Source organism: Steroidobacter sp., assembly GCF_016790065.1.
Lineage (GTDB): Bacteria > Pseudomonadota > Gammaproteobacteria > Steroidobacterales > Steroidobacteraceae > Steroidobacter.
On record NZ_JAEUPY010000395.1, the window covers coordinates 1 to 26,213 of the forward strand.

A 26,213-nucleotide genomic window follows, 5' to 3' on the forward strand; every position below is an offset into this window, starting at 1 on the left:
GAGATGAATCGACTCGGCCAGGCGTCGGCCTTGACGCTGGAATACCTGGAGCTGCCCGACACCTCGTTGCGATTCGACCGAGTCGAGCCTCAATCGCCCAAGTAACGTGCCGGCAGCGCGCTTTGCTTGATCGCACCGTCGACCACGTCGAGCCGGTACGCCTGCTTGCCACGCACGGCGGTGACGACTTCGAAGAGTTCAGTGCCGCGGTAGTACAGCGCCGTGTGATTCTCAGTGGCAATGCCCGGCGCAGGGATCGCGCCCTCGAGCAAATATCGCTGGAACGATTGCGGCCGATCTGGCCGAGCGTCGTAATGGGTGCAACCGGAACCCCGCAGAAATCCCGTGCAGGCAAGCGGCAACAGACGCTCAGGCAACGAATCGGTGATGCAGCCTTCGAACCAGCAAATCGATCCGGCGCTGGTGCCCGCCAACACCACGCCCGCCTCCCACGCCGTTCGTAGCGCATCGACCAATCCCCAGTCGCGCCACAGTGCCATCAAATTACGGGTCGCACCGCCACCGACGTAGATGATGTCCTGCTGTAGAAAATATTCTTGGAAGCGATCGGTATGCGGCTCGAACAGTTTCAGATGTGACAAGCGGCAACGGTGCTGCGTCATCTGGCGATAGAACTGCTCGATGTCGGCAGGATTGTCACCGCCCGCGGTGCCGATGTAGCAGATCTTGGGCTCATCGCTGCCCGCGAGGCTCAGCATCTGCTGCTGGAGCAACGGCCGCTCCCACGGCTCAGTAAAGAAACAGCCGCCGACACCGAAAATCTGCTGAAACTTCTTGGCCATGATCTCACTCCGCAAGGAACAGCTTTCGCGGCAAGCGGCAGAACGGTTCGCATCCCGATTCAGTCACGAGGAACGGCTCGGTAATGACCAAGCTTGCGCCCTGCTGCCATACACCGGGCATCAGATGCAGCGTCATGCCAGGAACGAGCTCGGTCTCATCGTTGGGCCGCAAGCTGATGGTCTGCTCCCCGAAGGTGGGCGGATAAGCGATGCCAATCGAATATCCGCACCGTGCCCGCTTGCGCACGCCGTGCCGGCTCGCAGCCTTCTGCCACAACGACTCGACTTCGCTGGCACGCATCCCGGGACGCAAGCTTGCCAGCACTTCATCGATACCGTCGATGAGTGCACGTTCCAGCGTCGCTGTCGCCGGCGAGGGCTGACCCAGCGAAATCGAGCGCCCCAGCGGCATGTGATAACGATGGCGCGAAGCGACCAGCTCGAAGTTCGTGACACTGCCGGGCCGGTAAGGCTGATCGGTCCACGACAGGTGCGGCGTATTGACCCGCTCGTCCGTCGGCATCAGCGGCGGACTGCTCGCATACTGACCACCGAATTCTCTGGTACCACCGATCAACGCCTGATAGATGGCGCCGGCGACATCGCATTGACGCACGCCGGGGCGAGTCCGCTCGATGGCGGTGGTCATCGCACCCTGTACGATCTGTGCCGCCTCTCGCATGTAACGAATCTCCGTCGGACTCTTCACCACGCGCACCCAGTTGACCAGCAGACTCGCATCGAGCCACTGCGCGTCGGGCAGTTCGGCGCGCAAGACATCCATGGCGCGTGCGCTGAAATAGTAACTGCCGAGTTCGACGCCGATGCGCGCCCGCCCCCACCCACGCGCTCGGATGAGTTCGGCCACCCGCGACATCGGATGACGGTCCGCCGCCTGGACGAAATCATCGGAGTAGGAATCAATATCCTGCGGTTCGAGGTACGTCGTGAGTTTCGCGCCTTGCATATCCATCTCACGACCAATCCATACCGGTCTATCACTGCCGCGCTCGATGAGTACGCATTGAGGCACATAGAACGACCAGGCGTCGTAGCCGGTGGTGTAGTACAGATTGCACGGATCGGTGAGCAACAAGACATCGATGCCCCGCGATTCCATCGACGACCACACGCGTCGCAAGCGTTCGCGATATTCATCCAGGCCGAAGTGCAACAGATCATTGGCAATCAAGAGTCGACTCCTTGCAAGTCAGAGCGAGACCAGCTGGCGGGACGGACCGTCATCCAGCGCCGCAACGCGAAGGCCAACAGCGTCGCCACGACTAGCATGACCAGCAGCACAGTGAATCCCGTTTGTGTTCCGGTCTCACGCGCCCAAGCGCCGACCAGCCCTGCGCCATAGGCGCCCGCACCGACGGTGACATACCACAGTCCTACAATGAAGCTGGTCATGGACGCCGGCGCGAGCGCTGTGACCGCGGCGAGCTGCGGCGGCCAGATGAAGACATCACCGAGACCGAAGCACAGATAGGCCGCTACGATCCAGGCCATCGACAGCATGCCGTTAGCATCGGCAGCCCAAGTCGCAGCCAGCAGGAATATGACGTAGCCACAGGCGAGGCTCGCCAGCCCCATGACCAGACACTGCGCTGCATCGGGCTGTCGCCGTGCTCGTGCCATGACATAGCTGACCATCGGTGCAAACAACAGAAAGCCACCCGTACTGATGCTCAAAAACCAAGCCGCGGGCACTTCGAATCCGCCGATATCTCGAACCACGCTCTCGCGCACCAGCAGATGAATGAAGCCCGCCTTCTGATAGAAGGCGATGCCATACACCACGGTGAATGCGCTCAGCATCGCGAGCACGCGCAATCGATGCTTCTCCGCCGGTGTCAGCCTGGTAAATCGAGCAAACCAAGTGCGCATCGATCCGGTGTGGTCGGGACGCTCCCCGATATTCGCGAGCAGCTTGCGTTGTAAGGCGGCGTACGCGCCAAGACCAATTGCCATGCCGACCGCTGCGGCCATGAAACCGAGGTGCCACCCAAAGCGCTCACCCAGGGAACCCGCGACGAAGTTGGCGCAGAACGAGCCCGTCCACACGCCCATCATGAACAGCGTGAAGCCGAACACGCGTTTGGGATCATCGGGTGCGTACAGCTTGCCCATGATCGAAGAAATGGTGGGCTTGATCAGCGCGGTGCCCACGATGACGAGCGCCAGTCCGCCGAAGAACGACCAGGAACGAAGTACATAGGCGGCACTGACCGCACCGAGATTCGCGTCCGATCCCGTGACATTCAACAACGCAAGCCGCAGACCTTCGCGTTGTGCGGAATCGAGTAACAATCGTCCCTGCACCAACGCCGACTGCCGTAACACCTCTTCAACCGGCACGCCGCTGAACGCACCGAGCAACGCCGGTAGATACGCCGGGCCGCCGAGCAACACATGCCCCAGCATGATCGCTGCGCCACCCCAAAGAATGCAGCGACGCTCGCCGAGCACACTGCTCGACACCCAGCCGCCGAAGGCCGGCGCGGCAAACGCGAGCCCGGCATACAAGCCATACAACCGAATCGCCTCGGGGGCCGACCAACCGAAGCCATCTGCGACGACCGGCGCCGTTAAATACAGTACCAACAACGCCGTGATGCCGTAGTAGCTGAAGCGTTCCCACATCTCGGTGGCCGAGACCAAGTACACGCCCGCCGGATGGCGGTAGCGCTGCGCCGGACTGTCGCTCAAAGGTTGTATCCGCTCATGTCTATCTCAACGACTCAGCAACAGGCCCAACGGAATCACCGGCACATCCTTGACCCGCTTGGTCACTATGTAAGTAAAGTAGGTTTCCACACCGACCTCGCGCCCCAACAGCTCATCGATGAGTTGCTGATAGTGAGCGACGTCTCGACATACCATCAGCAGCACATAGTCGATGCCGCCGCCCACGGCATCGCAGGAAAGCACCTCGGGCAGCAACGTAATGGCCGCCTCGAAGCGCGCGAAATCCGTTGACCGATGGCGCGCCAACGTCACTTCGACGTGCACCCATACGAATGTTCCCATGCGCTTGGCATCGATGACGCCACGATAGCTCTCAATGAAACCTTCGCGCTCCAAGCGTCGCAGACGTTCGAAGCACGGCGTCAAACTCAAACCGATGGCATCCGCGAGCGCCTTCTTCGAGATGCGTCCCTGCGTCTGCACGATCTCCAGGATACGCACATCTTTGGCATCGAGCGGTGCGCTGGATTTCGCTCTCATTCGCTGTTTTACGCTGCAACTATTCAACATGACTTCCTCAGCAGGGCTCAGCGAATATTCTGTGGCTCCAGAGTATTTCAGAATTTGTTTCCAGGGTAGTGAACAGGAACCGAAACACCCTGCCGAGGGCTCGCACTACCCTCGTTGCGGCGAGCAAACTGCCGCCGAAAAATGAAATGGGGAGACGAGCAATGACCAAACGTTCCACGGATAGCCGGACCCACTTGCCACTACTTGCGCTAGCAATGGCATCAGCAACATCGGTCTCTGCTGCCGAGGTGCCGCATGTCGAAGAGATTCTCGTCACCGGCTCTCGCATCGGCGGCAACGTTGCTGCCGATGTCGGCGCGAATCCGGTGCGCGTCATCACAGCCGAGGAACTCACGCGAACCGGCACGCCCACCATCGGTCAGTTCTTTCGCAAAGAAGCCAGCTTCTCCGGCGCAACAAACAATGAGACGCGCGATGAAGGCGGTGGCGGTCGATCGACAGTCAATCTGCGCGGTATCGGCGATGCCTACACGCTCGTGCTGGTGAACGGCCGTCGCTTTGCTGCCAATGGCGCCGCAGACGTCGGCGCGATTCCCATGGCCGCCGTCGAGCGCATGGAAGTGCTGAAGTCCGGTGCCTCGGCGTTGTATGGTTCCGATGCCGTCGCCGGTGTCGTGAACATCATTCTCAAGAAGGACTATCACGGCGCGACGCTGACCGCGTCCTACGGCAACACCACCGAGCACGACGCCAGCCAGACCGAAGTCTCTGTGCAAGGTGGCTACTCCGGCGACCGCACTCGGCTCGTCGGTGCAGCGACCTTCAGCACGCGCAACGACATTCAGAAACAAGATCGCAAGATCACCGCGAGTCGCGACTTCCGTCCATATGGCGGCCCCGACCGACGCTCCGGTTCGTTGGCGTTGCCCGGACGCATCACGCTCGCGAATGGCAGTTTCGTGTCGCTCGACCCAGCGCGTTTCGGCCCGGGATCGACCGGCACCTCACCGACCGACTATGTGCCGTTCTCTTCGGTGAGCGCACAGACTCGCCAGAGCACCAACGAAGTCGACACTTTGCCGGGCGATGAACGTACCCAAGGCTGGGCCTCGTTCGAACACGATCTGAGTGACAGCGGCGCAGCCACCGTGTTCCTCGAAGGTCTGTACAACCGACGCGACCAAGCGGATTACTTGTGGTCGCCGAAGTATTTGTTCGCTCCGGAGATTCCGGCCAGCAACACCTACAATCCGTTCGGCCAGGACGTGAACGCGGTCAATTACATCTTCACTGAACCGGGCACCGAGCTGTATTCAGATCATCTCACCACCGATTGGCGCCTGGTCGCCGGATTGCGCGGCGAGATTGGCGTCGTGAACTATGAAGTGGCGGCGACTCGCTACGAGCGCAAGTTCGAGTTCACCGAACACAACATCATTGCCATCGACGGCTTCATCGATGCTGTTACTCGTCCTGGCGCGAACGCACTCAATCTGTTCGGCTGGGGTGCCAACTCACCACAACAGCTGGCAGGATTGTTCGTTTCGCCCTTCAGCGTGACGCGCACCGAACTCACCTCGTTCGACGGTCGCATTGGCGCGCCGCTGTTCGACCTGCCCGGCGGCACCGTTCGCATGGCCGCGGGCTTCGAGTTCCGCAAGGAAGTGTCCGAACAAGACTTCGACACGTTGTACAACGAAGGCGCCACCGAGTATGGCGAGATGGCCGATAGCCGTCTGAAACGCGACGTGTGGAGCGTGTTCGGCGAGGTGTTGATTCCCATCGTCGGCGAAGCGCAGAAGATCAGCGGCATTGCTGCCCTCGAACTGTCTGCAGCCGTGCGTCACGAGGAATACAACGACTTCGGCTCCACCACGAACCCGCAAGTCAGCCTGCGCTGGCTGCCGTTCGGTGAGGACTGGGTGGTGCGTGCGTCATGGGGCACGTCGTTCCGCGCGCCGCCCGTCGATGTGCTCAACGCCGCTCAACAAACATTCCAGGCGTTCAGCTACTTCGATCCGGTGCAGAACATCGGCGTCGATCCCATCGTCACCACCGGCGGCAATCCCAATCTCACGCCGGAGGAAGCCGATACCTTCAACATCGGCACGGTGTATCGCCCCGCGTTCGTACCGGGACTGTCGCTGTCGCTGGACTATTGGAGCATCGATCTGACCAACATCATCGTGGAACCCGATGTTCAGGCATTGCTCAACGGCACCGGCCCGGGTCAGGTCATCCGACTGCCCAATGGCGAAGTACAAGTGATTGCGACTGCTGCGAATGGTGGTCAACAGAAGGCGACGGGCTTCGACTTCACGGCCCGCTATGAGCGCGCCATGGGCCCTGGCCAATTGTTGCTCGACTCGCGCCTCTCCTATCTGAGTTCGTTCGATGCCGACCTGAGCGACGGCTTGGACACGCGACGACTCGCCGGACGCTTCAGTTCGTTCCGAGCCGATCTGTCCGGACTGCCGCGTCTGCGGGGCGCGCTCAATCCGGTGTGGCAACAAGGACCGTTCGCCGCCAGCTATCAACTCAACTACGTGGGCAGCTACGACGACACCTTCAATAGCGCCAACCCGCGAGACATCGGCAGTTACGTGACCCACGATCTGCAGTTTGGCTGGCGGCAGGCCGCCGGCGAAGGGCTGCTGAGCGGTGTCGATGTGACAGCAGGCATCGATAACTTTACCGATACCGATCCGCGATTCATCGCGGCGAGCTTCGACGGTTACGACCGCAGCCTCGCCGACTATCGCGGTCGGTTCTACTACCTGCAGCTGCGCAAGCAGTTCTGATCGCCCCTTGAACCCGCCCGCGGCACTCGTCGCGGGCGGCCTCTTTTCGAATGTCGGGAGCTTTCGTGAATCCCTCCAGATCTCTGCTCGTCATCGGCCTACTCGTAGCCCACGCTGCCTCGGCGGCGCCCGATTTGATCATCGCCAATGTCCGCATCGTCGACGTCACGCAAGGAGTCGTCACGGCGCCCGCGGATGTCAGCATCGAGCACGGTCGCATCTCAGCCATCAGTCCCGTTGCCGATGCCGAACGCGATGTGCCTCGCATCGAGGCCGCGGGTGCCTTTCTTGCGCCCGGCTACTGGGACATGCACGTGCATTTGAATCACCCCACGCTGGCTGAGCGTTGGGCGCTGCCGTTGTTTCTTGCCAGCGGCGTCGTCGCCGTGCGCGACATGGCGGGCGACTGCCTGACGCCAGGCTGCAAGAACAACATCAAATTCATGCGCGATCTGCAGCGTCGCATCGATACGAACGTGATTCTCGGCCCGCGCATCGTCGCTATCAGTAGCGCCATCGTGAACGGTCCGCGTGCTGCTGAACCCGGCGATCCCGCTTGGGCCACACCGGCCACTTACGAACAGGGCCGCGCACTCGCTCGCCGAATGAAAGCTCGCGGCGTGGACTTCATCAAGCCTTACGACACCCTGCCTCGCGACGCGTACTTCGGCATGATGGATGAGGCACGCCGGCTCGGCCTGCCGGTCAGCGGTCATATCCCGCACGCCGTCTCCACCTTGGAAGCGTTGGCGGCCGGTCAACGGGGCATCGAGCACGCCAAACATCCCGCCGTCGACTGTTCGCGCTTCAGTCGCACGTTTCGCGACGTTGTCGCGAGCTGGACCGCGGGCGATTCCCCCCGGATCTATCGAAGCTGGGCCGATCCCGCCCGCGGCGATGAAAACCTGGGTAGCTTCTATCCTTTGATGCTGGCCACCTTCGATGCATCGATCTGCCAGAACGTCATCGCCGGCATGGCGAGTTCTTCGTCGTACTACATCCCGACGCTCATCACTCGCAAGTTCGAAGCGTTCGGCGACGATGTCGATTTTCTCGACGACTCGCGCTTACGATTGGTGCCCGCCTCGATTCGCAGCGCATGGCAGAAGGACTCCGCCAACTTTCAACGGCGCTTTCAGGATCCACAGGAGAAACGTTCCTACGTCGACTTCTACGAACTGGCGATGCGGCTCGTGGGTCAGGCACACGAAGCGGGTGTGCACATGCTGGTCGGCACCGACTCCTCTGACAGCTATTGCTTCCCGGGATCGGGCTTTCACGATGAGCTAAAGGAGCTGAGTCGCGCAGGCCTGTCGAATCAAGCCATCCTGTTCGCCGCAACGGCCGCTGCCGCTCAATACATGGGTCAAGCCGATCGCGTCGGCACGGTCAGCGTCGGCAAGCAGGCTGAGTTGGTACTACTGGATGCAAATCCGCTGGAAGACATCGCCAACGCCGCTCGCATCCGCGCAGTGATCCGCAATGGCAAGGTGTTGGATGCGAAGATGCTGAGCGACCTGGAAGCCAACGTCGCTCGCTTCGTGGCCGAGCCTGAGAGTCAAAACTAACGGCGCATCACGCCATCTTGAATCACATAGCGCAGGCTGGTGGAGTTGCGGATGTTGTCGAGCGGATTGCGCTCCAACACCAGCAAGTCCGCCAGCTTGCCGACCTCGATGGAGCCCAGTTCTTTCTCCAGGCCCATCGCGTACGCGCCACCCAACGTCCCAGCGCGCAACGCTGCTTCGTTCGACGCTCGGCTGGCAAACGCCCACAGCTCGAAGTGAGTGCCGAGCCCCTCGGCCCAACTATGCCCACCAAAGCCGACATGACCGCCTGCGCCCACCAATCTCGCCAGCCCATGAGAGAAACGCTCGTATCCAAACTCGCTCGGGTACTTCGGCGCAGTCACCCGCCAGTACTCCAAATTGCTCTGGATCTGTAGCTGCGGCGTGACGCTGCTGAGCTTCGCGTCCTGGGCAGGATACTCATGCGCATGAATGTGCACGGGATTGAACGTCATGTTGATGCTCGTTCCCGATCGCGCCAACACTTGAACCACATCGTCGTAGAGCGGCGTCAGACCTAAGTCGTGCTCCACACCGGAATAGCCGTCCACGATATGGTTGAACGCCGTCTTGAAGCGGCGACTGGGTTCGTTAGTGAGCGCCAACCCAAGTTCTCGAGCCGCCATCGCCACCAGCTGCCGCTGAGTGCGATTGCCGGCATCGTAGTACTTGATCGTGTGTGCACCGAATGTGTCCCGCCTCAGTCGCAGCACGCGACGAGCGTCATCGAGCGTACGAATCTCGTCGTACCACATCACCAACGGGCCAGTGGTGTACAGCCGCGGGCCGAGCATCTGGCCACTCTCGAGCAGATCGGCGTACGACAGCCAATCGTCCAGCGAACCATCCGTTGCACCCGGCCCCGGGCCGGGATCGTGGATGGCGGTCACGCCATAGGCCAGATACGACTGAAACTCCCAATACTGTCCCGGCGCGATCCGATCCGGTGCGTTCGGATGCGCGTGTACGTCGATGAGGCCCGGCATGATCGTGGTGCCACTCAAGTCCACCACTTTTGCATTCACCGGCAACGGGATCGTCCCGGTCGGCCCGACGGCCACGATGCGGTTTCGCTCAATCACGATGTCACCCGCTTCGATGACTCCGCTGCTCGCCATCGTGATGATGCGTGCCCCGCGAAGCACGATGCTGCCGTCCGGCCGCGGCCGCTGCAGAGGGATACGAACTTGCGTCTGGTGCGTCGATGCTGCCCGTTCTTTCGCATCGATGGGGACGCGATATAACGTGGTGCCAAGATTGAAAACAGCCGTGCGCCCGTCGTCACTCCAGTTGATCGACTTGGCCCCCAGGCCATTGAGTTGCTGCACACGGACTTGTGCTGGCACGTTCGGTAAGTGAACCTGCAGCTCGGTCGCTTGCGCGGCTGGCCATTCGATTCTGGACACTGAGCGAGCACCGAGCACCAACGCACTGTGACCATCCGGCGCAATGCGAATATCTGCAGCCCCTCGCGGCGTCTCACCGGCGAGCGCCGTGACCTCAGTGACCCTGAGATGACGACGCAGGTCTGCTCCCGCAAAGTTGACCGAGACCAGCCACTTTTCTTTGGGCGCCAGCCGGTCGTAGAAATAAACGCGAGTGCCGTCCTGACTGAAATGCGGTCTCACCAACGTATGCACAGGTGCAACGACCTGAGAATCGCCACCGCTGGCCGCGATCCATCGCAACTCCAGGCCCGCAAGCACGGTGTGGTCCTCACCATCACCGCCCTTCAGCGCGAGTGAGTCCCGGCGCGCGTCGAGCGAGCCTTGGACGAAGACGATGCGACGACCATCAGGTGTATACGCAGGTGCTGTGTAGAAGCCTGGGACTTTGGTCAGTTGCTGGGACTTGCCGCTGCCGTCGGCACGCACGCGATACAACGCGCCACCCAACTCATCGGACCACGTCGCATAGGTAACGTAACGGCCATCAGGCGACCAAACCGGCTCGAACTCTCCACGCGACTGATCGGACGCTGACGCAGTGAGCCGACGAGGCTTGCCCGCCGGCAAGTCCATGGTCCACAACTTGCTCGCAGCGGAGAACACGACCTGGCGACCGTCCGGCGACGTCCGAGGATCGCGAATCTCTCGAATGAAACGCTCGGCCTGGTCATCGATACGGTTTGTCTGGTGAACCAGCGGTCCCAGTTGCAACCGCACCGGCACGCGAAACGGAATCTGTGTCTGCTTGCCCGAAGGCACATCCACGCGCCACAACTTGCCGCGATAGGAGGCAATCAACGCACGCGAATCGGCAGTGAACGCCCAACCCGGCATGAGATCACGGTCGTAGTCACCATTAGGTGCACCGTAGCCAGGCAGCAACTCCGGATCGAACTGTTGCAACAGCCAGCGCTCGCTCGCATCGCTCAGATCTCGAAGTCGTACGCTTCGGTCGATGCCGTCGCCTGTGACGTAGGCGAGCCAACGACCGTCCGTCGAGAGCGCCGGCCGCACCGACGACAACGTGCCGTTGGTCACTGCATACGATTGCGCAGTCGATCGATCGTGCCGGTACAGCGTCCAGCTCGTGCTGTCCTGACTATAGCCGCTGAAATACAGATTCTTGGCGTCGGCGCCAAACGCAGCGCCGTGCGGACGAATCGCCCCGGTCTGCGTTTGGGTATCGAGCTCGATCTTGCTGCCATCCGCAATTCGATAGACGGACAACTTAGGCCGCGTCGTGCGACCGCGCGTCCACACCGAGGTCTCAGTGACGACCACCGCCTCGCCGTCAGGAATCCATTCCGGCGATGTAAATACCGTCGCCGCATCACCTTCGACGACGGCGCGCGGATGCGTTCCGTCCGCGTCGATGAGCCAGAGGCCTTCATTGCCGCCGCGATCGCTGATGAAAACGATCGACCGACCGTCCGGCGAGTAACGCGGCTGCGCGTCCAAGGCCATGCCGCTCGTCAGTGCACGAGCCTCACCACCCTCGATTGGCAACTGATACAGATCGCCCAACAGATCGAACACGATCGTGCGCCCGTCCGGAGACACGTCCAGCGACATCCACGTGCCTTCTTCGGTGACAAACTCGACGGTACGCGTCGGTTCGAGCGGCAATGACGGGGACGAAGCGGCGGCCACCGCCCCCATGAGCAGGGTGGCCGCCAGGGCCAGAGACATTGATTTGCGCATCGCTGACCACTATCTGAGCGACTATTGGACTCGCAGCTTGAACCGAACCATGTAGGTGCGGCCCGGCTCCGGGATCACTCGATAGAGTTCGAAGGCCTCGGCATACATGTCCTCGTTCAACACGTTGTTGACGAGCAGATCCAGCTGCATGCGCTCATTGATCGGATAGTAGGCACCCAGATCGACGCGCGTATGTTTCGGCACCTCGAACGTGTTGGCGTCGTCGCCGTAGCGGCTGTCGACATACTCGACGGTGCCGCCCAGCCCCAAGCCGCGCAGCGGCCCTGAACCAATGTCATAGCGAGTCTGGACGGACATCGTGTTGTTGGGCGCGTTTCTAAGCTTGAGGCCCTTGAGCCCGTCGAAGTCGCGGGTGACCTCGGTGTCCGTGTAGCCGTAGGCGGCGCCCAGGAACCAGTTCGGGCGGATGTGACCGTGAATCGACATCTCGAAGCCGCGCGACTCCACTTCACCCAAGGCCGCCGAGAATCCAGGATTGCTGGGATCGGACGTTTGCAGATTGTCCTTGGTGATGATGAACACCGCCGCATTTGCCTGCAGCCCGCTGTCGCCGATATCGAAGCGCGTGCCCAATTCATACTGCATGCCTTGCTGCGACTCGAACGGTGTGCCGCCCGAGGTGGTGCCGAACTGAGGCACGAAGGACTCGGTCCGGTTCGCGTACACCGAGAATCGGTCCGTCACTTCGAACAGCACGCCGAACTGCGGCGTCCACTTCTGCTCATCCAGCACATTGATGAACGTCGCGCCGGCCGCGCTCACGGACTTGGTGTCCTGGTGCGAATCGGTGTACCGGACGCCGACCAAAAAGTGCCAACGCCCACCGACCGAGATCCGGTCCTGCAGGAAGTAGCCCACCGAGTTGAAGTTCTGGAAGAACTGATTCAGCAACGGATTGACGGGCGGTGCCAGCCCATACACTGGGTTGAACAGATCCAGCGGCGTGCTGCCCACGAACCGGGCGGGCCGCGAACTGTCGAAGTTACGATAGTTGGCGCCGATCAAATATTTGTGGAGCAGCGGCCCGGTCTGCAGCTCACCGACCAGGTCCACCAGGTAGTTGTCGTCGTTCTCGTAGGCGCCAACGCTATGGAAATAGAATCGGTCGATGGTGCGCATGTCCGGCCGCAACCCGGCGACGAACATTTCGGTGAAGTCGCCCTCGTTGCGAGTGTAGGTGTAGCTGGCGCGCACCCGCATGGTGTCGTTGATCTCGTGAACCAGGCGCACGTTCGCATCCATGGAATCCCGATCCGTGTGACCGATGTTCGGCTCATCCGGATTGAACGAGCGACGATACTTGCCATTCGGATTGGGCAGGAACAGCCCTTCCGCGGGCGTGCCATTCTGGAACGAACCCCAGGCATTGGTCGAATAGGTGCCTTCCACCGTCAAGGTGGTCGCGGACGTGAGATCGACGGTCACGTTGGGCGCAATGTACAAGTGCTCGAGATCCCAGAAGTCGACGAAGGCATCCGCTTCGCGGTACGCCACATTGAGCCGCGCCCGCACTCGATCGCTGATCGGCCCGGTGATATCGAGCGTGTAGCGTTGATCGTTGTACTTGCCGTACTCCAAACCGAGTTCCGAATAGAAATGATCGAGCGGCTGCTTGGTCACCACGTTGATGACCGCGCCCGGCTGCATCTGACCGAACAGCACCGAGGCCGGGCCTTTCAGCACTTCGATGCGTTCGACGTTGGCGATGTCGCGGGCATGAGCGATGCGGTTGAAGCCGAGGCCATTCACTGTTTGGTTAGCATCGAAACCGCGGATGATGTAGTTATCGCCGAAGGCGTTCAGTGTCGAGCCGTTACGTGAAGCAGTGGGAATGAAACGAATCATGTCGCCCACCGACACCGACGGTGAAATGTCGATCACTTCCCGATTGAACACCGTGATGCTCTGGGGAATGTCTTTCACGGTATCGTCCGGCCGACGACCGAACACGTTGATCTCCTCGATACCGCTCTTGGTTTCGCGTTGCTCGACCTCGGTGCGAACGTTGGTCGTGCCAGTGTCGGCACTTTGGCTCACGCCGGGGCTGTCGGTCTGAGCCAGACGGAAGGACACGGGCGCCGTGGCTGCTGCATCGGCAGTAGGTTTGCTTTCGCCTTCCCTTCTGATCACCACCGCGCCGACCGCATTTTTCTCGGCGATCAAGCCGGTGCCTCTCAGCAACTGGGCCAGCGCGGTGTCGGCCGTGTAGTTGCCCTTGAGTGAACTGGCTTTCATGCCAGCCACCAGGGTCTCGGAGAAAATGATGGTTTGATTGAAGGTCAGCGCATAGTCCTTCAGCGCCTGAGAAAGGCTCGACTGGGTGGTATCGAACGGCGCTGTGGTTGTTACATCCGCTTTGACGACCGCCACGGCGGCCAGGGCACAACACACAGCAGTCGTAATCTGTCTGGCGCGAATCGGCATGGACTTCCCCTATACCTCTCGATGTGGGAGGTTCCTCCTTACTGACTGCGCTTCAACAAAAATCCTCCATCGCGCTGTTCGATTTCGACGTCCAGATAGTCCTTGACGGTTTCCACGAAGGTGGTGACATCGCCCGCTTCGAACACGCCAGACATTCGGAGTGCGCCCGTGTGTGCGTCGGCCACGGTGACGGGTTGCTGTGAATATCTGGATACGCGGGTCACGATCTGCGCCAGCGGCTCATCGTCGAACACCAGCTTGCCGCTTTCCCACGCAATCGCCCGTTGGACGTCGGCCAATATCACTTCTTCCTTGCCGGCCGGCGCCACTTTCAGTTGTTGGCCCGGAGCAAGTTCGATATCACGTGCCGGCACGCGCCCAGGGTCGGCACGCGCGCCCTGATCCAGCACCATGACCTTGCCTTCGATCAACGTGACACGCAGTTCCTGCTCCAGCAGATCGACGTTGAAGACCGTGCCGAGCGCGACTACGCGCCGATTTCCTGCCAGAACAGAAAACGGCCGCATGACATCGCGCGCCACTTCAAAACGCGCCTGTCCTTTCAGCAGGGACAGCTTGCGTGCGTTGTCCGAATAGGACACACGCACTTCGGTCGAGGCATCCAGATGCACCCGTGACGAATCCGGCAACGTAACGACTCGCAGTTCGCCGGCGCGTGTCCGATAGGTATGTGGAGTCACGACATACCAACTCCATGTAACCATCACTGCCAACACCGCGACGGCAGCCGCAGTGGCGCGCCACTTCCAGGCGCCATGATTCCAACGACGGCTGCCCATGCGCTGTAAGTCACCCAACGCGCGCTGGCGCAGCGCCAACAACTCGGGAGAATTCTTCTGACTCTCGAGCAAGCTCCACGTCTGAGTACGACGTTCCCAGATCCGGCGATGCTCGGGATCAGCCGCCAACCAAGCCTCGAGCGCCGGACTGGTCTCGAGCCCCTGCTCGCTCAGCTGCGTGCTCAGGGCCGCAGCCTCGGCGATCCGCCGCTGCTGATGTTCGTCTGCCATGATCATTCGTGCTCCATGGCTTGCTGGCGCCCGATCAAATGTGCCGTGGCCTTCATGACGTGCTTCTCCACGGTGCTCTGTCCTATGCCGTAGAGCTCCGCGATTTGCTTTTGCTTCATGCCTTCCAGCTTGAACAGAACGAATATGTTTCGGGTGCGGTCATCGAGTTCGCTCAACAGCGCGGCCACGTGCTGTAGGGAATCCCGGCTGGCGACTACCCGCTCCGGATAAAACACCTCCACCAGCTCCGGCTCTTTCTCGGAGGCAATCGCCTCCTCGACGTTGATGCGCAGGCCCGGATGGTCCAAGCGACCGACCTTGCGCTGATGATCACGCAACTGATTGATTGCCACCCTGAAAACATAGCGCTCCGGACTTTCGACTCGATCGAAAGCGCCGGCTTTGAGGACCCGCAGTAAGGTCTCCTGGGCCAAATCCTCCGAGTAATGGTCGGTACGGATTCGGCGCCGGAAAAAGCGCACCAGGGCCTCGTGAAAGCGCGCATGCAATTGGATGCGTAGCTCGGACGAAGCCTGCGGGTCCAGCGGCTTTTCGGTGTGCTGGGGCATCAGTCAACCTCTGGGGCCGAACATACCACGGGCCTTCGGGCGACCGCGGCCCGGCACCCGCCTTATAGGCATTTTGGAGGAATTTTTTGGCAGCGCAGTCTGTACGCTTTAGAGCCTGCCCAGCGCTTCCGGCTAGGGCGGCGTTGCCGGCGCTAGATACCGGTCGAACCAGGCTAGACCGCGCCGTGCGAAATCCCGTTGATGCTCGTACTCCTCCATGCCATGGCCCTCGCGTGGATAGGTGACGAGTTCGACCGGCACGCCTTTCCAACGCAAGGCCGTATGAAACTCGATCGCTTGGTCGAGCGGGCAGCTGCGGTCCCGCTCCCCATGCAGCAGGAGCATCGGCGTCGCCGCCCGGCGTACTTCGAAGATGGGAGAACGTTGCAAATACAACCCGAAGTTCTCATACAGCGGCGCATCCCAATGCGCGAGCTGTTCGTGCATCCGGGTGTCGTTGCTGCCGGCCAGGCTCACCCAGTTATAAATGCCGGCGCCGCCGACCGCTGCCTTGAACCGATGACTGGCGTAAGTGGCGCCCCAACCGGCAGCGTAACCGCCCCAACTGAATCCATAAATGCCGGCGCGCTCGCCGTCCGCCGAGCCGAGTGCGATCAAGCGATCCAAGCCGCTCTCGATGTCTTCCCACTCCCGCCCCATCATGTCGCGCCGATTGCCGGCAACGAACTCGACACCGCGCCCGCGGCTGCCACGATAGTTTGGAAACAGCACCAGATAGCCGCGTGCGGCGAGCAATTGTCCCCAGTTTCTGAAGCTGCCCTGCCAGCCATCGGACACCACGCTCTCCGAACCGCCGTGCACATGTAACACCACGGGATACTTGCGGCCTTCGCGAAAGCCAGGAGGTTGGATCAGCACGCCTTCGATAGGCGTACCGTCGCGACTATTCCAGCGAAACACACTTTGAGCACCGAGCTGCGATGGCGAGAGCGACGCGTTCGACTGCGTCACACGCCGCAAGGCTTTTGAATCCCGCCGTGTGCCCAGGAACACTTCGTCTGGATGCGTCGCCGTGCTGGCCGCCCCCGCGAACGATTCGCCGTCACGACTGAAGCTGGGCAGCTCGGCGAGAATCTCCTGCGCTGAATTCAACAGCGTGGACTCACCCGTCGACGCTACAACGGTGCGCAACGCCGTTCGCTGCCATTCTTCCGATCTGAACACGAACGTGTCCGCAGTGCCCGGCATTGCCGCCAGTCCCACCGCGGTACCCGTGAAGTTGGCGGTGAGATTGCGCGGGGTTCCGGATAGATCTGCCGCGGCGACAAACACACTCCCCGGCGCCGGATCTGTGATTGCAGTCGACCCCAGCCACGCAAGCCACTTGCCATCCTTGGACCACACCGGATCCGTGAGCTTGCCCACCGTGGCAGCCACCAAACGTAATGAGCTGCCCACGGCAGCAACGAGATAAGGTCGGGTGCGCAACGTGCGATCGTCATCGCCCGGACCGGGCGCGGCGCCGACCACGAGACGCGAACCGTCGGGCGACCAATCAAAGAAATGCACCGACGCTTCATCTTTGACCAGCAATGAGTTTCGTTGTGACTGCAGCTCGATGGCGTACAGGCGCAATTGCTTCGGTGAGGACTCGAACACCGTCCAATCACGACCCGCTCGTTGCTCCGCACGTTCGTGAGGACTCGTTGCATCCCACGCGGTGTAAGCGATGCGGCGTGCATCGGGAGACCATTGCAGCGCCTGCACGCGGCCAGCCGCACTCGGCAATCTTTGCACCTGACGTGAAGCGATCGGCATCACATAAATTTGTGCCGGCTCATCGAACGCAGGCTGTGCGATCCACGCGAGATGGGTGCCATCCGTCGACCACTTGGGTTGCCGGACATTGACGCCCGTGTCGGCAACTTTCTCGGGCGATCCGCCGCGCGATTCGATCCGCCACAGCTCGCCCACCGGCGGGCCGATGCCCTCCGCAGCGGTACGATGTCGCTCCATACGAAACACAATGGTCTGGCCATCGGGCGATAGCGACACTTGAGAAACGGCGCGCAAAGCAATCACCTGCTCCACCGTCAAGGGCGCTGACGATGGGGCGGCAGGCACGCTCAATGGCACGAGCAACACCGCTGCGACCCATAACCTCAACCAGAACGTCATTCCTGTCCTCGACGGTGAACTCGCTAAGGCAAGTCTCGCACCGCCACGCCGAAGGAAATTCCGGATGCGCCGGCCACCGCAGTTTGGATTTTCCAAGACCGCTGGCCGCGACAGAAAAAACCTCCCATTTCGGCAGCAGACAGGCCCGAGACCCTGCCTCGCAGCCCGCCTCGATTCGGTATGCTCAGCTCACGTGCCCAACGGACTCGCGTCATGAAGCTCGATCGATTCGATATCAAGATTCTGGAAGCGCTCCAGGAAGACGGCCGCTTGCCCACCGCGCGGCTCGCCGAGCGCATCGGGCTGTCTGCCAGCCCCACCTGGGAACGAGTGAAAAGACTCGAAGAAGCCGGCATCCTGCGCGGCTATCACGCCGACATCGCCGCTGACCGGCTGCCGCAGCTGACCCAGGTCCTGGTCACGGTCACCCTCGAAAGCCATCGCGCCCAAGATTTCAAGCGCTTCGAAACTGCGGTGGCCAAGGCATCGCACATCGTTGCCTGCTGGGCCGTCGGCGGCGACATCGACTATGTGCTGATGTTCGCGGTCGCCGACGTAAGCAGCTATCAACAAGCCGTCGACGAGACACTGACGGCCGATCTGGCGGTCCGTCAGTACTGGAGTTATATCGTCACCAAGCCCATCAAACCGTTTGCTGGGCTACCCATCGGGCATTTGCTGGGATCGGTCGAGGATTGAGCGGCGGCAGCCGGGCCTTCACTCTGCTCCCACAGCCCGCGAGCCGACACTGGCGCCGCCGGGCCGGCGGTACGCGAGTTGATCTTTGGCGATGAACTCGATGCTGTGATCCTGACGCCCTTCCAGACCGAACCGCGTGCCATGTAGTGGCAGCAAGCGACGCAGCGGCAGATCGTTGTAGCCGAGCACGAGTGAGCCATCCTGGAGTGAGATGCGCGCGGTATCGGTGCCCAACTGATAGGTACCGACAAATTTCTGCAGGAACGACAGCTCGCGCATTTCTTCGCCGCCGCGGCGGTTGAAAACAATGGCGTCGATAGCCGGCTCCATCACAATCGCCACGCTGCTGACTTCACCATCGATGCCGGTATTGAACTGCACCTTGGTTTCCGCGAGGGGATTCACATCATCCTCGGGGGCAGCAAACACGTCGTAATGGAAATGTTCCAAGGCGATGCGCTTCTGATGGTAACCCAGCGTCAGGCCGCGCTGATCTCGGCCAATCTCGATGGCGCCGTAGGCCGGATGCTCGAAGCGACCGACGTATTCTTCCAGCGCATGGCCCGGCGCTGTGCCGAGCTTGCGCAAGCCGACTTCGGGGCGATCCTTGGGCGCATCGGCCGACTTACGCAGCGCCTTATCGGCAGCGTAACGCGAACTCCAGTCGATCGGCTTCAGCCCCAGCATTTGATCGAACACGCGCTGACTGACGATCGACCGCAGCTGCGAGCTGCCTTGATTGATCAACAACACCAGGCCGACCCGCTCTTGCGGCAGCCAGCCCAGATAGGCGGTGAAGCCGTCGATGTTGCCGCCATGAGAAACCACGTTGTGGCCGCGATAGGTGGCGAGTGACAGCCCCATGCCGTACTGACCGCGTCCCAGTTCCGGATAACGCGGCGTGTCGGCGATGATCATCTGCGGAGTCTGCATCTCGCGCACCGTGTCCGCATCCAGCACTTGCTTGCCCTCGAAGCGGCCACCCTCCATCAATGCCCGCAGATACCGACTCATATCCAAGGCCGTGGAATTGATGGCGCCCGCCGGAGCAATGGCATCGATATTCGCGTAGTCGACCTTGATGGTCCCGGCCTTGTCGCTGGTCACATAGGGCAGTGCCGGCTCGCGGTCTTGCTGGAAGGCGGCGATGTCCGAATAGCTGCGCGTCATTGCCAACGGCAGGAAGATCCGTTGTTGCAACAACTTCTCCCAGCTCGTCCCGGAAATGCGCTCCGACAGATAACCCGCCGTCACGAACATCAGATTGTTGTATTGGTATCGAGTGCGGAACTCGGCACTGGGCTCGAGGTAGCGCAGACGCTGATAGTAGTCCGCCCGCTTGAGGCTACTGCCGTACCACAAGCCATCGTGCCGGGGCAGGCCCGAGCGATGCGTCACCAGATCCCGCGGCGTCATGTGTTCGGTCGCGAAGGGATCGAACAGCTGGAAGTCCGGCAGATAGCTTTTGACGGGCCGGTCCCACGCCAACTCGCCCTGCTGAGCCAACGCGCCGAGCGTCAGCACCGTAAAGGACTTACTCACCGAGCCGATGGCGAACAACGTTTCGGGCGTGACCGGCAGTTTGCGCTCCACATCCCGATAACCGTAGCCGCGTTGGTGAATGAGTTTGCCGTCCTTCACCACGACCAGCGCCAACCCCGGCGCCTTTTCCTTGGCCATCTCCGTAGCGATGAAACGATCCAGACCGGTGAGCGACTGCGCCGAAACGCTGCCGGCGACAACGGCCAAGATCAGTAGCAAGGAAACCGAATATCGACGCTGCACAGCTGCCATGGAATCGCGTGCTCCGTTTCTGGGAAGGACGAAGCGGGACAACGTGCCATAGGCCGGTGGCGGTGGCAACCGCTCGATAGGCGCGGTGCTCAGCTGCCCCCTTCCGTCTCGGCAAGCTGAGCCGCGCGGCTGCGAATTGCCTGACCAAACAACCGTGCGGTCAAGGTCGCGGCTTTATCAGCATCATCGATGACGCCCGACCAGTTCAGAAAGCTATGAGTGAGCGAGCTGAAGTTTAAATAGATGACGCTGACACCGTCCTTCTCCAGCTTCCGAGCAAGCGCACGGCCAGAGCTGCGCAACGGATCGTAGCCGGCTGCCGCCAGGATCGTTGCGGGCATACCAGCGAGACTCGTGGCATTGAAAGGTATCGCGTCATCGCCGTCACGCACGGCTGGATCAGGAAACGCCATGGCCACCACCAGATCCACGAACGACCGGTCGAGGCCATAACCGACGCCGAACAACTCATACGAGCGATCATTCTGCCGGGTATGCACCGCTGGGTAATACAACAATTGATACAACGGCAGCGGCCGCTTCGCCTGCAGCTGGCGATAAGAGATGACGGTCGCGAGTTGCCCGCCGGCACTGTCTCCGCCAACCCCGATGCGGGCGACATCGCCGCCAAAACTTGCCGCGTTGTCGCGCACCCAGAGATAAGCATCCTCGGCATCATTCTGTGGCGCTGGATATGGATGTTCGGGCGCGAGGCGATAGTCGACAGACACGACAATCACTTCTGCTTCATTGGCAATCAACCGCACCTGACGATCGACAGCCGCAATGCTGCCGAAGATATAGCCGCCGCCGTGAAAGTAAACGAGCACGGGCAACGTTCCCTCACCTGCGCTCTTCGGTCGATAGATGCGCACTGGAATCTCAGCGTCGCGCCCCGGAATGCGCCGATCTTCCACTGAGGCCATGTCAGCGGTGAGCTTGGCATTGATCGTCCAGCGACGATCAACGGAAGCGCGCGCGGCCCGGCGCCCCTCCTCCGTCGCAAAGGCCGCGCGCTCCTCCTGCTCTGCTTCAGGCGTCGATGAGGGCCGCGAAAAAGTCTCCAGCACGTACTGCATCTTTGGGTTCAGCAGGTCGCCATCGACTTTTTCTCGCGGCCCTTTCAGATGCGACACAAACCAGCTTTCCGGCTGTCGGGCCGCTGCCAACGTCTCACGCTCTTGAGTCGTGAGCTGCAGATCCGGAGGATCCGCGGGCTGCGATGAACAAGCACTCAGCAGGATCGCGACGAGCACGGGAACGAACAGGTTGTGACGCATCGACTCATTCCTTCTTCAGAAATTGGCCTTCTTCAGAACTCGGCCTTCTTCAAAACTTTGCACTGATCTCAGCACCCCAGGTACGAGGCGCCGCGTAGCGCCGAGTCAACGTACCGAAGAAGTCGCCGCCGTAAATCGCTACGTTGCGAGAGTCGAGCAGGTTGCGCGACCACACAGCGAACTCCCATCGCTGACTCTGCGGAGCGATGGCGATACGCGCGTTCACGGAATCCGACGCACTCACGCGGTCATACGGCACCGTCATGCCGCCCACCGTCACAGACGTGCGATTGTCGATATCCGAGTAGTAACGGTCGCGATAGGTGTAGTCCGCGTGTAGCAGCAGATCCAAGGATCGGCCGATGGGCACCGAATACCCGACGCTGGCATTGGCTTGCAGCGGCGAGGCGCCCGGCAGCTCCTTGCCCGACGCATCGGTGTTACCCGCGCCACCACCCGGGAACGACTCGAACTCGGCTTTCAGCACGCCGAGACCCAGCCCCAAGGTCAAACGATCGATGGGCCGCAGCGTCGCTTCGAGTTCGACGCCCTGCGTCCGCACTTCGGCCGCGTTGCCGATCACGATGGCGATGACGCCCGGGCTAACCTCGAGAAATTGATCGACCTGATAGTTTTCGAACTCGGTACGGAACACGGAGATGGCAAATCCCAACCGCCGCTGCCACAGATCGCCCTTGATGCCCGCCTCATAGTTCCGAGCCGTCTCGCGCTCGAACTCCAGACTGTTGGGGAATACGCGGGGCCCGACGAAGTCCAGGTTGTACCCACCGCTCTTGTAACCTTCTGCGTAGCGCAGATAGGAAATGAAATTCGGCGTCCACTGGTAAGTCAGCGTCGCGGTTGGCGAGAGGTCCTCATCCGTGCGCTTGTCCGAAAATGTGCCGGTGGCCAGGCCGAACGCCGGCAGACGCGAGCCGTCGATGGCGTAGTTCGCCTCTTTCTCCTCCCACGACCAGCGGAAGCCCAGCCCGAATTCGAGTTTATCGGTGAGATCGTACGTGCCGTGCGCGTACAAGGCGGCGTTTCGAGTCGTCACATCGCCTGCGGTTGGCAACGACGCACCCGCCGGCAATCCCAACAGCGGCGCTTGCGAATGAGTGCGTGCGGCGCGACTCGTATCGCTGTCTTGCTGATACAAATACAGCCCGGCGAGATACTCGAAGCGCTCGGTGCGCGCAGCCAGCCACTGAAATTCCTGGGTGTACTGGCGATACTCATCGGCAAAATCCACCGACACCAGATCCAACGGCGAATAGTCGACGTCGATGGTGCTGGCGAATTCGGTGCTTCGATACGAGGTAATGGACTTGAACGTCGAGCCGCCGGCCAGCTCGTAGGCAATGTCCAGCGCGCCGCGGTACACGTCGCGCTCGTCAGCCGAGTTGTGATTCACATTGATGGTGCGGGGCCTGGAATAGTTCGACGCAATCGCGCTGCCGAAGGTATTGGTAAACGCGTTACCGTACTCACCGCGTTCTCGCGTCCGCAGTCCATCAACCGACGCCAGCACCTTGAGCGAGTCACTCACATCCCAGCGCAACTGCGCGCGGCCTGAGGTGGCATCGCGATTGCCAACATCGCTGCCGTCGAACAGATTCGTGGTGAAACCGTCGCGAACCGCGCGATTGAACGAGATCTTGGTCGCGACAGTGCTGCCGAGCGCCGTGTTGAATCGCAGCGATCCCTGCCGCTCGCCATAGTCGCCGACGCGCGCGCTGACGAACGTTTCAGTATCGAACGTCGGTTGACGCGAAACCAAATTGATCGCGCCGGCCACAGTGTTCTTGCCGAACAGCGCGCCTTGCGGGCCACGCAATACCTCCACGCGCTCCAGATCCACCAGCTCCTGATTGAGCGCGGGCGATTGACCCAAGTACACGCCGTCCAGATACACACCGACCCGAGTGTCGAAGCCGATATTTCGACTGTTGGCACCGACGCCGCGGATATAGACGGCGGAGTTCAACGACACGTTGGAATCGATGATTAGATTCGGCACATGATTGCTCAGCTCGGCGAGCTGCTGCACGTTCAAGTCCTTGATGGTCTGGTCGCCCACCGCCGCAATCGAGCTGGGCACGTCGATCAGGCGCTCCTGCCGTTTTTGCGCGGTAACCACGATTTCCTCGACGCCCGCCGCATCCTGCGCCACCGCCGGACCAACTACCGCACCGAATGTCACGACCGGCATCCAATAGATCCAGTGCCGCGAGTTCATCCCATTCCTAGTTCCCATACATCGCCTCCCGTTTTATCGATCCGCTATCGTCGGTGTCGCCTTGATCAGATACGAATATGAATTTTTATTCGCTTTTTAATGCCATCGCTGCCAAAATGCAAGCCGCCGGGCAGAATGAGCAGCTATGAAACGATCGACCGTCAAAACCCCTGCGCGCGCGCCGCGGGCCGCACTGCGGCCTCGCAAGCTGCCGACTCAGGATCGCAGTAAGGCCAGCATCGAGAAGATCCTGCAAGGCACGCGCGAATTGCTGAAGAGCGGCGGCCCTACCGCCGTCACTACCCCCAACATTGCCGCCCACTCCGGCGTCTCGGTGGGCTCGATCTACCAGTACTTCCCCAACAAAGAAGCCATCATTCACGCGCTGTACGAAGCCAAGCTGTCGCACATTCGCGAGATCGCCACGGACACCCAGTGGCAATCGGAGACCGACTGGCGCACGTTCTTCGGCAAATGGATTCGCGCCATCAAACACGGCGAGGCGCAGATGGATTACGACCTCTCGATGAACGAGGCCATCCAGTTTTTCCCCGGTCTGGCCGGGGTGTCACAAACGCACGCGGAAACTTTCGCCGACATCATCGTCTCGCACCTGAAACGACTCGGCTCGCGCTGGCCCGAGGACGCCCTGTTCGACCTCGCCGTGCACGCGTTCTTTCTGAACTCCGGCACTTGGTTGTATTGGTCGTACGCCGGCGCGTCGTTACCTCAAGGGATCGACCGACTGGTGAGCAGCGTACAAGCCATCGTCACCCCTGCGATGGACGGCAGCCCGCCGCCGAAGCGTCCATACGCTCGGCGGCGGTCGAAGTAACACTGTGAAACGCCTTCAGTCGGCGCGCGCCGCGAGCTTGTCCCGTGTTCGCCCACCGAAGGTTGCTGCCAAACTTGCGCAGAATGCACCGGCCAGCAGCGAGATCACCATCCATAACGAAATCCCCGCGGCGACCTTACGTGCGGCGTCCGCAGCGGCCTTCGCTTCCTGTGCGACTTTGTCCTTAGCGGCCTTTGCTTGGTTGATCACCGAGTCGACGCGTTGCTCGGCCTCGCGCTCATTCATTCCGGTGCGGCGCGCGATGATCTGTGCGAGATAGGTCCGATCGGCGGTGCTCAGCTCACCCTGCCGCAAGCTGGTCGCCAAGATCCGACCGATATCTTGATGCACGGAGGATGACGTGGCATCCGTGTCGCTCGACTCGGATCTGAGCAGCATGTCGGCGAAATAGTTGGTCGAATCCTCTGTCGTGACTTGTGCCAATTGCGCACTGGCGGCCGAACTCACAGCGCCCAGCGCGCCGGCACCGGCCTGTGCCGCCCCGCCAATGATTGCGCCAGCACTCGACGCCAGAATGGATGCACTCAGCACCGCGCCCAGCGCCCACACCAGAAAGCCATGCGCGGTGTCGCGGAAGAAGACTTCACCGTCATGGATGTCCACCCAAATCGTCCGCAGCCGGCCGGCAAGATATCCGCCCAACGCAGCCGAGACCACTTGGGTCAGCAGCAACCAAATCATGGCGGCGATACCAAACGTTTGCGCCGACGCGCCCGCGCCCGCCCATGGAGAAACGGACGCCAGGCCTAATCCGCCGCCCAACGCCAACAATATCAGCGACACCGCAGCGGCGACGACGGCGCCGCCGATGATGGCCGCCCACGACACCGCAGATCGGCCGGACTCCCGCGGAGTTGAATTTAAAACATCGATAGTCGATGCGACCATGGCAAGACGCTCCTGGAGTCATTGGAACGCGATCTGTACGGTGTCGGGTTGTTAGAAGAATGGCGCCTACGGCGACTTGCGCGAACTCGGCTTGGACTTGCTAGCTGACTTGGCCGCAGACTGCGCGGTCGCTGCTGCTACTGCACTCTCGTCCTCATCCTGCTCGCCGTCGAGTGCGTCGCCCTCGTCGAGGTCCTCGTCCGAGCCGAGCTGGGTCATGAGTTCCTGTTTGCGGCCGACCAACTCGGCGCCCATCGATTCCAGGTCCAGATCCGTGCCCTCGAGCAGCGGGAACAACTCGTTTTCTTCCTCGTCCACGTGATGCTTGACGTACTCGCTCAGCACTTTCACGGTCGCTTTGTAGGGTTCGTCCTCGGCATCCATGGCCTCGATCTTGGCGATCAAATCCTTCACCGTCGCATGCTCGACGGCCGCTTCGTTGACCAGCTCGACGTCCTCGCCATCGAGCACATTCTTGGCGGCGGGATACAGAATCTCCTCTTCGATCTGTGCATGCAGCGTCAGCTGCTGACAAATCTGCTCGGCCAACGCCTGCTGTTCGTCACTGTCGGCGGACTCGAATTCATCGAATAGCTCTGCGACCGCTTGATGCTCGGTCTTCAACAGCTCGAGCGCGTTGGCGGCGGCGCTGGCTGGCTTGCTGGCCGAGTTTTGTTTCGGCTTACGATTCGCTGGGGATGGTTTGACCACGGGCGGGCTCCTGGATGAT

At 61.2% G+C, this 26,213-nt stretch carries 18 protein-coding genes and 1 pseudogene; 5 read left to right on the forward strand and 14 right to left on the reverse strand.

The genetic code is table 11. The annotated features are described in order from the left end of the window. Positions 1–89: 89 nt before the first annotated feature. From JNL55_RS16350 to JNL55_RS16365, 4 genes are read right to left on the reverse strand one after another with little or no spacing between them, the layout of a single operon-like run. On the reverse strand, positions 90–803 hold the full coding sequence (locus JNL55_RS16350) for a peptidase E (RefSeq protein WP_293855655.1): 714 nt from the start codon (positions 801–803) through the stop codon (positions 90–92). Between the two features lie 4 nt (positions 804–807). Next, on the reverse strand, positions 808–1,995 hold the full coding sequence (locus tag JNL55_RS16355; RefSeq protein ID WP_293855658.1) for a M24 family metallopeptidase: 1,188 nt from the start codon (positions 1,993–1,995) through the stop codon (positions 808–810). After that, positions 1,992–3,515 carry a peptide MFS transporter gene (locus tag JNL55_RS16360; protein WP_293855661.1) on the reverse strand — a complete coding sequence of 508 codons (1,524 nt, stop codon included), beginning with the start codon at positions 3,513–3,515 and terminating at the stop codon, positions 1,992–1,994. The genes JNL55_RS16355 and JNL55_RS16360 overlap by 4 nt, the downstream gene beginning before the upstream one ends. A 24-nt stretch (positions 3,516–3,539) precedes the next feature. Further along, positions 3,540–4,034, reverse strand: a complete 495-nt coding sequence (locus JNL55_RS16365) for an Lrp/AsnC family transcriptional regulator (protein WP_293855664.1) — start codon at positions 4,032–4,034, stop codon at positions 3,540–3,542. A 245-nt stretch (positions 4,035–4,279) separates the two neighbouring features. Between JNL55_RS16365 and JNL55_RS37455 the strand changes: the two are divergent. The 3 genes and pseudogenes from JNL55_RS37455 to JNL55_RS16375 form a co-directional block, all read left to right on the forward strand. Further along, a pseudogene (locus tag JNL55_RS37455) lies at positions 4,280–4,687 on the forward strand (TonB-dependent receptor plug domain-containing protein); the annotation flags it as partial. Between the two features lie 372 nt (positions 4,688–5,059). After that, positions 5,060–6,826, forward strand: coding sequence for a TonB-dependent receptor domain-containing protein (locus JNL55_RS16370; protein WP_415923092.1), 1,767 nt, complete (start codon positions 5,060–5,062; stop codon positions 6,824–6,826). Positions 6,827–6,891: 65 nt separating this feature from the next. After that, positions 6,892–8,394 carry an amidohydrolase family protein gene (locus JNL55_RS16375; RefSeq protein ID WP_293855670.1) on the forward strand — a complete coding sequence of 501 codons (1,503 nt, stop codon included), beginning with the start codon at positions 6,892–6,894 and terminating at the stop codon, positions 8,392–8,394. On the opposite strand, the gene JNL55_RS16380 is transcribed toward JNL55_RS16375, so the two are convergent. The 5 genes from JNL55_RS16380 to JNL55_RS16400 form a co-directional block, all read right to left on the reverse strand. Next, a complete protein-coding gene (locus JNL55_RS16380) occupies positions 8,391–11,543 on the reverse strand; it encodes an amidohydrolase family protein (RefSeq protein WP_293855673.1) in 3,153 nt (1,050 codons plus the stop codon). The genes JNL55_RS16375 and JNL55_RS16380 overlap by 4 nt on opposite strands. 21 nt (positions 11,544–11,564) lie before the next feature. Next, positions 11,565–13,988 carry a TonB-dependent siderophore receptor gene (locus JNL55_RS16385; protein ID WP_293855676.1) on the reverse strand — a complete coding sequence of 808 codons (2,424 nt, stop codon included), beginning with the start codon at positions 13,986–13,988 and terminating at the stop codon, positions 11,565–11,567. Positions 13,989–14,026: 38 nt separating this feature from the next. After that, positions 14,027–15,019 (reverse strand): FecR family protein, encoded by a 993-nt coding sequence (locus JNL55_RS16390; protein ID WP_293855679.1) that lies wholly within the window; start codon positions 15,017–15,019, stop codon positions 14,027–14,029. Positions 15,020–15,021: 2 nt separating this feature from the next. Further along, entirely contained in the window at positions 15,022–15,588 is a 567-nt protein-coding gene (locus JNL55_RS16395; RefSeq protein ID WP_293855682.1) for an RNA polymerase sigma factor, read from the reverse strand. 132 nt (positions 15,589–15,720) lie between these two features. Beyond that, entirely contained in the window at positions 15,721–17,727 is a 2,007-nt protein-coding gene (locus JNL55_RS16400; protein ID WP_293855685.1) for an alpha/beta hydrolase family protein, read from the reverse strand. Positions 17,728–17,940: 213 nt separating this feature from the next. Between JNL55_RS16400 and JNL55_RS16405 the strand changes: the two genes are divergently transcribed. Next, positions 17,941–18,426 (forward strand): Lrp/AsnC family transcriptional regulator, encoded by a 486-nt coding sequence (locus JNL55_RS16405; RefSeq protein ID WP_293855688.1) that lies wholly within the window; start codon positions 17,941–17,943, stop codon positions 18,424–18,426. Positions 18,427–18,444: 18 nt separating this feature from the next. On the opposite strand, the gene JNL55_RS16410 is transcribed toward JNL55_RS16405, so the two are convergent. The 3 genes from JNL55_RS16410 to JNL55_RS16420 form a co-directional block, all read right to left on the reverse strand. Further along, entirely contained in the window at positions 18,445–20,220 is a 1,776-nt protein-coding gene (locus JNL55_RS16410) for a serine hydrolase (RefSeq protein ID WP_293855691.1), read from the reverse strand. Between the two features lie 89 nt (positions 20,221–20,309). Then, a complete protein-coding gene (locus tag JNL55_RS16415; RefSeq protein WP_293855694.1) occupies positions 20,310–21,500 on the reverse strand; it encodes an alpha/beta hydrolase in 1,191 nt (396 codons plus the stop codon). 49 nt (positions 21,501–21,549) lie between these two features. Further along, positions 21,550–23,739: a TonB-dependent receptor gene (locus tag JNL55_RS16420; RefSeq protein ID WP_293855697.1), complete on the reverse strand. Its 2,190-nt coding sequence runs from the start codon at positions 23,737–23,739 to the stop codon at positions 21,550–21,552. Positions 23,740–23,884: 145 nt separating this feature from the next. Between JNL55_RS16420 and JNL55_RS16425 the strand changes: the two genes are divergently transcribed. Continuing rightward, positions 23,885–24,574, forward strand: coding sequence for a TetR/AcrR family transcriptional regulator (locus JNL55_RS16425; protein WP_293855700.1), 690 nt, complete (start codon positions 23,885–23,887; stop codon positions 24,572–24,574). Positions 24,575–24,589: 15 nt separating this feature from the next. On the opposite strand, the gene JNL55_RS16430 is transcribed toward JNL55_RS16425, so the two are convergent. Together JNL55_RS16430 and JNL55_RS16435 are read right to left on the reverse strand one after the other, a co-directional pair. Next, a complete protein-coding gene (locus JNL55_RS16430; RefSeq protein WP_293855703.1) occupies positions 24,590–25,483 on the reverse strand; it encodes a hypothetical protein in 894 nt (297 codons plus the stop codon). Between the two features lie 66 nt (positions 25,484–25,549). Then, the gene (locus tag JNL55_RS16435; protein ID WP_293855706.1) at positions 25,550–26,194 is read right to left on the reverse strand and encodes a hemerythrin domain-containing protein; all 645 of its coding nucleotides are present in this window, start codon (positions 26,192–26,194) and stop codon (positions 25,550–25,552) included. Positions 26,195–26,213 lie beyond the last annotated feature (19 nt).

What these genes read in the sequence shown, in the direction of transcription:
- JNL55_RS16425 (WP_293855700.1), top strand. Translation starts at nt 23,885, where the DNA reads ATGAAACGATCGACCGTCAAAACCCCTGCGCGCGCGCCGCGGGCCGCA.
- JNL55_RS16400 (WP_293855685.1), bottom strand. Translation starts at nt 17,727, where the DNA reads ATGACGTTCTGGTTGAGGTTATGGGTCGCAGCGGTGTTGCTCGTGCCA.
- JNL55_RS16365 (WP_293855664.1), bottom strand. Translation starts at nt 4,034, where the DNA reads ATGAGAGCGAAATCCAGCGCACCGCTCGATGCCAAAGATGTGCGTATC.
- JNL55_RS16350 (WP_293855655.1), bottom strand. Translation starts at nt 803, where the DNA reads ATGGCCAAGAAGTTTCAGCAGATTTTCGGTGTCGGCGGCTGTTTCTTT.
- JNL55_RS16415 (WP_293855694.1), bottom strand. Translation starts at nt 21,500, where the DNA reads ATGCGTCACAACCTGTTCGTTCCCGTGCTCGTCGCGATCCTGCTGAGT.
- JNL55_RS16410 (WP_293855691.1), bottom strand. Translation starts at nt 20,220, where the DNA reads ATGGCAGCTGTGCAGCGTCGATATTCGGTTTCCTTGCTACTGATCTTG.
- JNL55_RS16430 (WP_293855703.1), bottom strand. Translation starts at nt 25,483, where the DNA reads ATGGTCGCATCGACTATCGATGTTTTAAATTCAACTCCGCGGGAGTCC.
- JNL55_RS16405 (WP_293855688.1), top strand. Translation starts at nt 17,941, where the DNA reads ATGAAGCTCGATCGATTCGATATCAAGATTCTGGAAGCGCTCCAGGAA.
- JNL55_RS16380 (WP_293855673.1), bottom strand. Translation starts at nt 11,543, where the DNA reads ATGCGCAAATCAATGTCTCTGGCCCTGGCGGCCACCCTGCTCATGGGG.
- JNL55_RS16385 (WP_293855676.1), bottom strand. Translation starts at nt 13,988, where the DNA reads ATGCCGATTCGCGCCAGACAGATTACGACTGCTGTGTGTTGTGCCCTG.
- JNL55_RS16395 (WP_293855682.1), bottom strand. Translation starts at nt 15,588, where the DNA reads ATGCCCCAGCACACCGAAAAGCCGCTGGACCCGCAGGCTTCGTCCGAG.
- JNL55_RS16390 (WP_293855679.1), bottom strand. Translation starts at nt 15,019, where the DNA reads ATGGCAGACGAACATCAGCAGCGGCGGATCGCCGAGGCTGCGGCCCTG.
- JNL55_RS16420 (WP_293855697.1), bottom strand. Translation starts at nt 23,739, where the DNA reads ATGAACTCGCGGCACTGGATCTATTGGATGCCGGTCGTGACATTCGGT.